Below are 7,270 nucleotides of genomic sequence, written 5' to 3' on the forward strand. Positions count from 1 at the left end.
ATGGTTGTTCAGCGCCTGACCGGGGACCCTCATCAACAAGAGCTGGTGGCCCCCATGTGGTCCCTTAAAAAGACGGAAACAATCGCTTTGATTCAAGCAACTATGGATGCTCGCGATTCTTGGCAGAGCAAATTTACAACCTAATATCGCCGTGCCAGGGGATACCTTCGGCCGTAACCGAAAGCTTTGGATGTCACCTTCAAACCGGGTGCGGCCTGGTGCCTTTTATGTTCGTTGCGGTCAACTTTTAAGATAACTTCTTCCACAGTGCTTTGCTTGAAGCCCATTTCAACCAGTTCATGGACACCTTTAAGGTCTTCGATATATCCTTTTAAGATTGCATCCAGGATCTCATATGGCGGCAGATCATCCTGGTCGGTTTGATCCGGTTTGAGTTCAGCCGAAGGTGCCTTGTCGATGATTCTTTGCGGTATGCATTCTTTTTCTTGATTGATGTAACGGGCAAGATCATAAACCGTTGTTTTGGGGACGTCTGAAATTACGGCCAGCCCTCCGGTCATATCGCCGTAAAGGGTGCAATAGCCGACGGCCAGTTCAGACTTATTGCCCGTAGAAAGCACCAGAGACCGGTGTTTATTGGACAGGGCCATAAGGATAATGCCTCTGATTCTTGCCTGTATGTTCTGCTCGGTAATGCCTACGTCGCTCTGCTTGAAATCCGGTGAGATAAACCTTAAAAACTCTTTGAACATACTGTCTATGGGTATCTTAAGATACTCAATACCCAGGTTTTCAGAAAGCTTGGCAGTATCTGCATAGTTTTCTTGAGATGTGTACAAAGACGGCATAAATGCGGCTGCAACGTTTGCTTGTCCCAGGGCCATCACGGCAATAGCGGCAGTCAGAGCAGAATCTATCCCGCCGCTTAGCCCCACCACAACTTTTGAAAACCCGCACTTTGTGACATAATCGCGGGTCCCCATGACCAGGGCTCTCAGCAGGGATTCGGTGTCAGAACCTGCAACCGGACGAAGGTTGTCCGGGGATGGTTTGGAAGCTTGCGAATCAAAAACCACAAGATCTTCTGCGAAATCACGGGCCCTGGCGGCCAACTTTCCGTTTTTATTAAAGGCAGTGCTCATTCCATCGAAGAGAACACTGTCATTGCCGCCGACCTGGTTGGCATACAAAAACGGAACGTTATATTTAGCGGCCAAGGACTTGAACATATTGAAGCGAAATTGCTGATGCCCTAAATAATAAGGCGAGGCAGCAATGTTGATCACCAAGTCTGCGCCGGACCGGATCAGCCGGGCAACAGGGTCGACAGGGTAGATTCTTTCTTTGAAAATATCTTCGTCGTTCCAGGCATCCTCACAAATCGTCAATCCGATACAATGGCCTTTATATGTATATACCGTACTTTCCGGGCCGGGCTCAAAATAACGTCGTTCATCAAATATGTCGTATGTCGGCAGAAGCCTTTTATAAACCTTATGATGTATTTGGCCGTCTTCGAACAGTACCGCCGCGTTGTAAAGATTCTTGCCTTTGCCGGTAGAATTCTTTTCAACAAAGCCGCAGATGACTCCGATACCTCGAACCGCTGTCATAAGCTGTTGCAAGCAGGCAAGATTGGCCGCTACAAAATCGTTGCGTTCCAGCAGGTCCCGCGGCGGGTACCCGGTAATTGCGAGCTCGGAAAAAACAACCAGGTCGCATGACAATTCGATAGCTTTTGCGGCAAAATGTTGTATTTTAGCAAAGTTGCGGTTAAAATCGCCGATAATCGGATTGAACTGTGCAAGGGCTATTCTCATGATAAAAACTCTTTTCTGCTACCTCAATTGAGCGATAATGCCCGATCGCAAGTCATTAAGGTAGCATTTACTTTTTAGGCGCATACCTATGGCCGGTGCAAGAATTTTTTAATTGACCGGCTGATATCACTTAATTGCCCGGGCGTATACCATGCAATGTCGGAGTCAGCTTTAAACCACGTGAGCTGGCGTTTTGCATATCTTCTGGTATCCCGTTTCAAAGTGCGCACGGCCTCGTGCCAAGACAACCGTTCTTTAATAAAATCAACCATATGCCGGTAGCCAAGCGACCGCATCGATTTGAGGTCCGGCGCATATCCCCGGCCAAGGAGTGCTTTAACCTCATCAACAAGTCCGGTCGCTATCATCGCATCAACCCTCTGGTTGATGCGGTCATAAAGCAGCTCCCGGTCAATGTTAAGGCCGATTTTCAAAACCCGGAAGGGCTCATCTTGAAACCTGTGTTCGTGATGATATGCCGAGATCGTTTTGCCGGTTAATTGATATATTTCCAGGGCTCTAACAATCCTGTAGCTGTCGAGGGGTTTTATTCTGGCAGCAGCATCAGGATCGCAACGACTCAAGCGTTCGTAGAGAAAATCGGTACCGCGGCTTTGTGCTTCTTTTTTCAAGCGCGTGCGTATATCATCATTTGCCGATTCGGCCCTAAACAGACCGTGAACAAGCGCTTTGATATAGAGCCCTGTTCCGCCGACAACAAAAGGGACGGTAGCCTGCGATACAAGTTCCATAATCTTTTCATGGGCCGTCTTGGCATATTGTTTGGCGTCAAAGTGCTGGTCCGGATCAGCGATATCGATCAGATGGTGCCGTACACGAGCCAGTTCCTGTGGAGACGGCTTGGCTGTACCGATGTTCATGTATCGATATATCTGCATTGAATCGGCCCCGACAATCTCGCCGTTGAAAATTTCGGCTAGTTCGATTGCCGTCGCGGTTTTTCCTAAAGCCGTTGGACCGCAAATGACAATAACATTAGGTTTCATAAACTATTTTCTATAATTAAATTCGTGACTTTTTACGAGATCATCAAAGCCGAGGCTTATCACTTATTAAAAATACAATCTATTCTGTTAATTATCAAATTGTTTTCCGTTAACACGCAAAGATCGTTAGATTGGGGGTTAAATTTTTGCATTTTTCGTATTGACATTGAGGCATCAATCAGATAGGAACTCAAAATTATTAAAAAATAAAAATAGCAAAAAAGATAATAGGCTGGAGGCTATAAGATTAATTAATTTTAAAGGAGGTTATATAAATGCCAACTGTTGAATATGGGGGAAAGACGTTTAACGTAGATGAAGACGGCTTTATCGACAGCTTTGACAACTGGAACGAAGAATGGGTACAGCTGGTCAAAGAGGCTGAAGGTATCGGTGAGCTTACCGAGGAGCATTGGAAAGTAGTAAATGTGCTTCAGGACTATTACAAGAAAAACGGAATTGCTCCTATGGTCCGGATTCTTTCGAAAGTTACCGGTTTTAAACTAAAACATATTTACGAACTGTTCCCGTCAGGACCCGGAAAGGGAGCATGTAAAATGGCTGGTCTTCCCAAACCTACAGGATGTGTCTAACCAAGAAGTGCTGAAATCGGTTTAATTCTTTTTTAAAAAGGCTCTGCACCTTAAACAGGGCCTTTTTATATTGGAGAGGCTTGATGATTATTACAGTTAATTCCAAAGACAGAACAGAACTCATTGATATTACATCAAGGGTTCAGGATAAGGTAAGGTCTGCCTCTGGCGGCAGCGGGCTTTGTATGCTTTATGTTCCGCACACAACCGCAGCGATTACCATTAATGAAAGCGCAGACCCCAGCGTCAAAGACGACATCTTAATGGTTTTGAACCAGATCGTTCCCTGGGAGGCCGGATATCGCCATCTTGAGGGGAATTCACCGGCTCATGTAAAAGCAACGATTGTCGGTTCTTCAGAATTGATTGCCATAGAGCATGACCGGCTGGTGCTGGGTACTTGGCAGGGCATCTTTTTCTGTGAATTTGACGGGCCGCGCACCAGAAAAGTGCATATTAAAATTATGAGCAGCCTCGCGGATGCTTGAATTTGCGAACAAACCGGCTGTTGATATAATTATGCCTATGCAACCTTCACCGGGACCAGACGATACGAGACCTTTGCAAAACGTCCCCTTTCCCCCAATTTTTTTGAGCTACTCCGGATAATCCGCAAAAAAATCGTTCCCTTTGTCGTCGACAACGATAAAGGCGGGAAAGTCTTTGACCGTGATCATAAAGATGGCTTCCATGCCCAGTTCAGGGTATTCAATGGTTTCAATCTTTGTAATACACTCTTTGCCCAAGCGGGCGGCGGGTCCTCCGATAGAGCCCAGATAAAAACCGCCGTATTTTTGGCACGCTTGGGTAACCGTGTTGGAGCGGTTCCCTTTGGCCAGCATGACCAGGGAGCCTCCTCGGGCTTGAAAAACCGGCACATAGGGGTCCATGCGGCCGGCGGTGGTGGGGCCGATTGATCCGCAAGGATATCCTGGCGGGACTTTGGCCGGACCGGCATAACATATAATGTGATCTTTAAAATATTGGGGGAGCTCCTGGCCTTGATCGAGGCGCTCTTGCAATTTGGCATGGGCGATATCCCTGGCGACTACGATATTGCCGGTCAAAAGCAGCCGGGTTGCTACCGGGTGTTTGCTCAACATGGACCGGATGTCATCCATGGGCTGATTTAAATCGATGCGCACAGCCTCTTCCTCCGGCAATTGGGTCTGCGGCAAATATTTAGCAGGATCTTTTTCCAGCTTTTCGAGGAAAATGCCTGCACGTGTTATTTTGGCCTTGATATTGCGATCGGCGCTGCAGCCGACACCCAGGCCGATGGGACATGATGCGCCGTGTCTGGGAAGGCGGATGACCCGGACGTCATGGCAGAAATATTTTCCACCGAACTGGGCCCCGATGCCCAGGTTACGAGAAATCTTTAGGAGTTCATCTTCAAGTTCGGTATCTCTGAAAGCCTGCCCCAGTTCGTTGCCTTTGACAGGCAGATGGTCAAGATATCCGGTCGTGGCCAGTTTGACGGTTTTTAAATTCATTTCAACGGAAGTGCCGCCGACCACAAACGCCAGATGATAGGGCGGGCAGGCCGCCGTTCCCAGGGACTTCATCTTGTTTTGCATAAACGCGACAAGTTTTTCAGGCATTAGCGTTGCTTTGGTCGCCTGGTAAATAAAGGTCTGATTGGCTGATCCGCCGCCTTTGGCCATCAAGAGAAAATGGTAGGCATCCCCTTTAGTTGCATACAGGTCGATCTGGGCCGGAAGATTGCATCCGGTATTTTTTTCTTCAAACATTGTCAGGGGGGCGTTTTGGGAATACCTTAGGTTGCCTTTGGTGTAGGCATTGAAAACACCTTTTGAAAGCGCTTCCGCGTCGCAATAGCCGGTCCATACCTGCTGTCCCTTTTTGCCGATGACAATAGCGGTGCCGGTGTCCTGGCACATGGGAAATACGCCTTCTGCAGAAATCACCGCATTTTTAAGCATTTCAAGAGCTACATAGCGGTCGTTATCGGAGCTTTCCGGATCATCCAGTATCTTGGCCAGCAACGCAAGATGCGAGGATCTCATCAGATGGGATACATCTTTAAAGGCCTGTTCGGCCAGCAATGTCAGTCCCTCGGGAGCGATTTTAAGTATCGGAACATTTTCAAACATTCCTGCGGAAACATGCTCTTTGGTCAACAGCCGATATTCCGCAGTATCTTCACCCAAAAGAAACATATCTTGATACGCAAATTCTACCATTTGGGGATCTCCATTTCTAATCAAAGAGTTGGGTTCAAAGGTTCAATGTTCAAAGGTTCATAGGTTAATTCCTCATTTAATTACCCCTATGGACTCAATGGTATAGGAAAAAGTGCGAAGCGATTAACCTCTCCGAGGCGTAGGATCGTGCCTCTACGAGCCGGAGGCCTGAACGCTGAACGCTGAACCCTGAACCTCCCAACCAAGCCCGACCGAGTGTCCAATTTTTTTTCAATCCCACAGTATATAAAGGTCTGTATTAAGTGTTACCCTGTCTTTTACCACAGCCCAGCCTCGCCCACAAGATGGGGTTTGCAACTAGCTTCTAGGCATTTTCGGGTTCATCATCCCAATAGGCCTTTTTCTTAATGCGTCGTCTTATGAATGCATAGACAGTTATAAAGGCCATTAGGGTAAATAGAATTTCGTATAGATAATAGCTTAGCAACGCAAACCAGGTTGTTTTTTTTCTTAAGGAATGTTGCCATTCTTTTTCAAGTGTTTCAAAAGGGATCAAAGAGGCTTTTTGTATAGCGGCTTCGGCTGATAGCCCGGTTACCATCTGATTCAAAACCTTAAAGATTATTTCCCGGCCGAATCGAGCGGCGAGATAAGTTACAAAGCTTTTACTTTCCTCATAGGCCAATAGCCGGGCGCTTTTGTCAGGAGGGAAGTCTTGTTCTAATTCTCGCAGTCGGATAAATTTGCGTGAGAATGCCGCCCGGTTTAAAAGGGAGCTTTTAGGGTCCCTAATAACCTCGCCGATCCCGTCACTTGCCCATTGACTGAGACCCTCATCCAGCCATCGGGGAAAATTATCTGCTCTGATATATTGATGCAGCAAAAGATGAGCAAGTTCGTGTTTCAGAGTAGTTGCGAGGCTGAAAGGGTGTTTGATCATTTTAGAATGGTCGATAACAATCAGGTTTTTTTGCGGAACCGCAAACGCTACCACCAGGGAATCGCCGGCCATTTTAAGAAAGTCTTTTCTGGTTTTAATGAGCAGAACGGATGGTTTCGAGTGCAGTTGCCAGGCAAACAGAGACTCTATATCCTCCCTGACTATTGGATAAAGATGCAAGACCTCCTTGGCAGCCGGCTTAAGGGAAGCATCAAAGAACACTTCCACATCTCCGGTCTGAAGGGATTGAAGCTCTCCGGCCTCAGCGCTGCAAGCAAGGAGCACGAAGAGTGTGATAAAGAATATCGGCCGTATTGCTTTAAAAATGTTTGTGTACATTTTAGACCTGATTCCGCGGCGGTTGCTTGGATCTGTCGCCAGGCTTGATATATACTATATTTGGTGTGAGTCTGGCTGTCACAAAACCTGAGGATGTATTTAGCGTTTAACGTCGTAAGAGTCAAATAATGCAATTAAAGGCCTTGCAAAAAGTTATATCATGTGGAATTAATAAGATAAGATGAAGAACGAGAAAAAAATATTGTTTGTGGAAGATGACGAAGCCATTCTGCGTATGCTGGAGAACGCTTTCAGTAAAGCCGGTTATGTGGTTAGTGTGGCTAAAAATGCAGAAAAAGCTATAGAAATTTTGAGGCAAGAAAGCATTATGGTTATGTTTTTCGACCTCAGCCTTCCGGGAAAAAACGGCATGGAGCTTTGCGAGGAAGTTCGCAAGCAAAATTCGGTTGCCGTTATCTATGCTTTAACCGGCCATATTGAC

The 7,270-nt window shown here is 46.6% G+C and carries 7 protein-coding genes; 3 read left to right on the plus strand and 4 right to left on the minus strand.

The window, feature by feature from the left end; translation table 11 throughout:
- Positions 1 to 140: 140 nt before the first annotated feature.
- Both V3S16_RS14310 and miaA read right to left on the minus strand, forming a co-directional pair.
- Entirely contained in the window at positions 141 to 1,781 is a 1,641-nt protein-coding gene (locus V3S16_RS14310; protein ID WP_413886097.1) for an NAD+ synthase, read from the minus strand.
- Positions 1,782 to 1,867: 86 nt separating this feature from the next.
- Positions 1,868 to 2,788: a tRNA (adenosine(37)-N6)-dimethylallyltransferase MiaA gene (gene miaA / locus V3S16_RS14315; RefSeq protein ID WP_413886099.1), complete on the minus strand. Its 921-nt coding sequence runs from the start codon at positions 2,786 to 2,788 to the stop codon at positions 1,868 to 1,870.
- Between the two features lie 275 nt (positions 2,789 to 3,063).
- Here miaA and V3S16_RS14320 point away from each other — a divergent pair, with 275 nt between their 5' ends.
- Positions 3,064 to 3,381: a TusE/DsrC/DsvC family sulfur relay protein gene (locus tag V3S16_RS14320; protein ID WP_413886101.1), complete on the plus strand. Its 318-nt coding sequence runs from the start codon at positions 3,064 to 3,066 to the stop codon at positions 3,379 to 3,381.
- 83 nt (positions 3,382 to 3,464) lie between these two features.
- The gene (locus V3S16_RS14325; RefSeq protein WP_413886103.1) at positions 3,465 to 3,869 is read left to right on the plus strand and encodes a secondary thiamine-phosphate synthase enzyme YjbQ; all 405 of its coding nucleotides are present in this window, start codon (positions 3,465 to 3,467) and stop codon (positions 3,867 to 3,869) included.
- A 108-nt stretch (positions 3,870 to 3,977) separates the two neighbouring features.
- On the opposite strand, the gene V3S16_RS14330 is transcribed toward V3S16_RS14325, so the two are convergent.
- Complete coding sequence (locus V3S16_RS14330) at positions 3,978 to 5,588, minus strand: fumarate hydratase (protein WP_413886105.1); 1,611 nt, start codon at positions 5,586 to 5,588, stop codon at positions 3,978 to 3,980.
- A gap of 325 nt (positions 5,589 to 5,913) precedes the next feature.
- Positions 5,914 to 6,828, minus strand: a complete 915-nt coding sequence (locus V3S16_RS14335; RefSeq protein WP_413886107.1) for a peptidase MA family metallohydrolase — start codon at positions 6,826 to 6,828, stop codon at positions 5,914 to 5,916.
- A gap of 181 nt (positions 6,829 to 7,009) precedes the next feature.
- Here V3S16_RS14335 and V3S16_RS14340 point away from each other — a divergent pair.
- On the plus strand, positions 7,010 to 7,270 hold a 261-nt coding region (locus V3S16_RS14340; RefSeq protein ID WP_413886109.1), incomplete at its 3' end, for a response regulator transcription factor.

It is taken from the genome of Candidatus Desulfatibia sp. (genome assembly GCF_036446775.1).
Classification (GTDB): Bacteria; Desulfobacterota; Desulfobacteria; order Desulfobacterales; family UBA11574; genus Desulfatibia_A.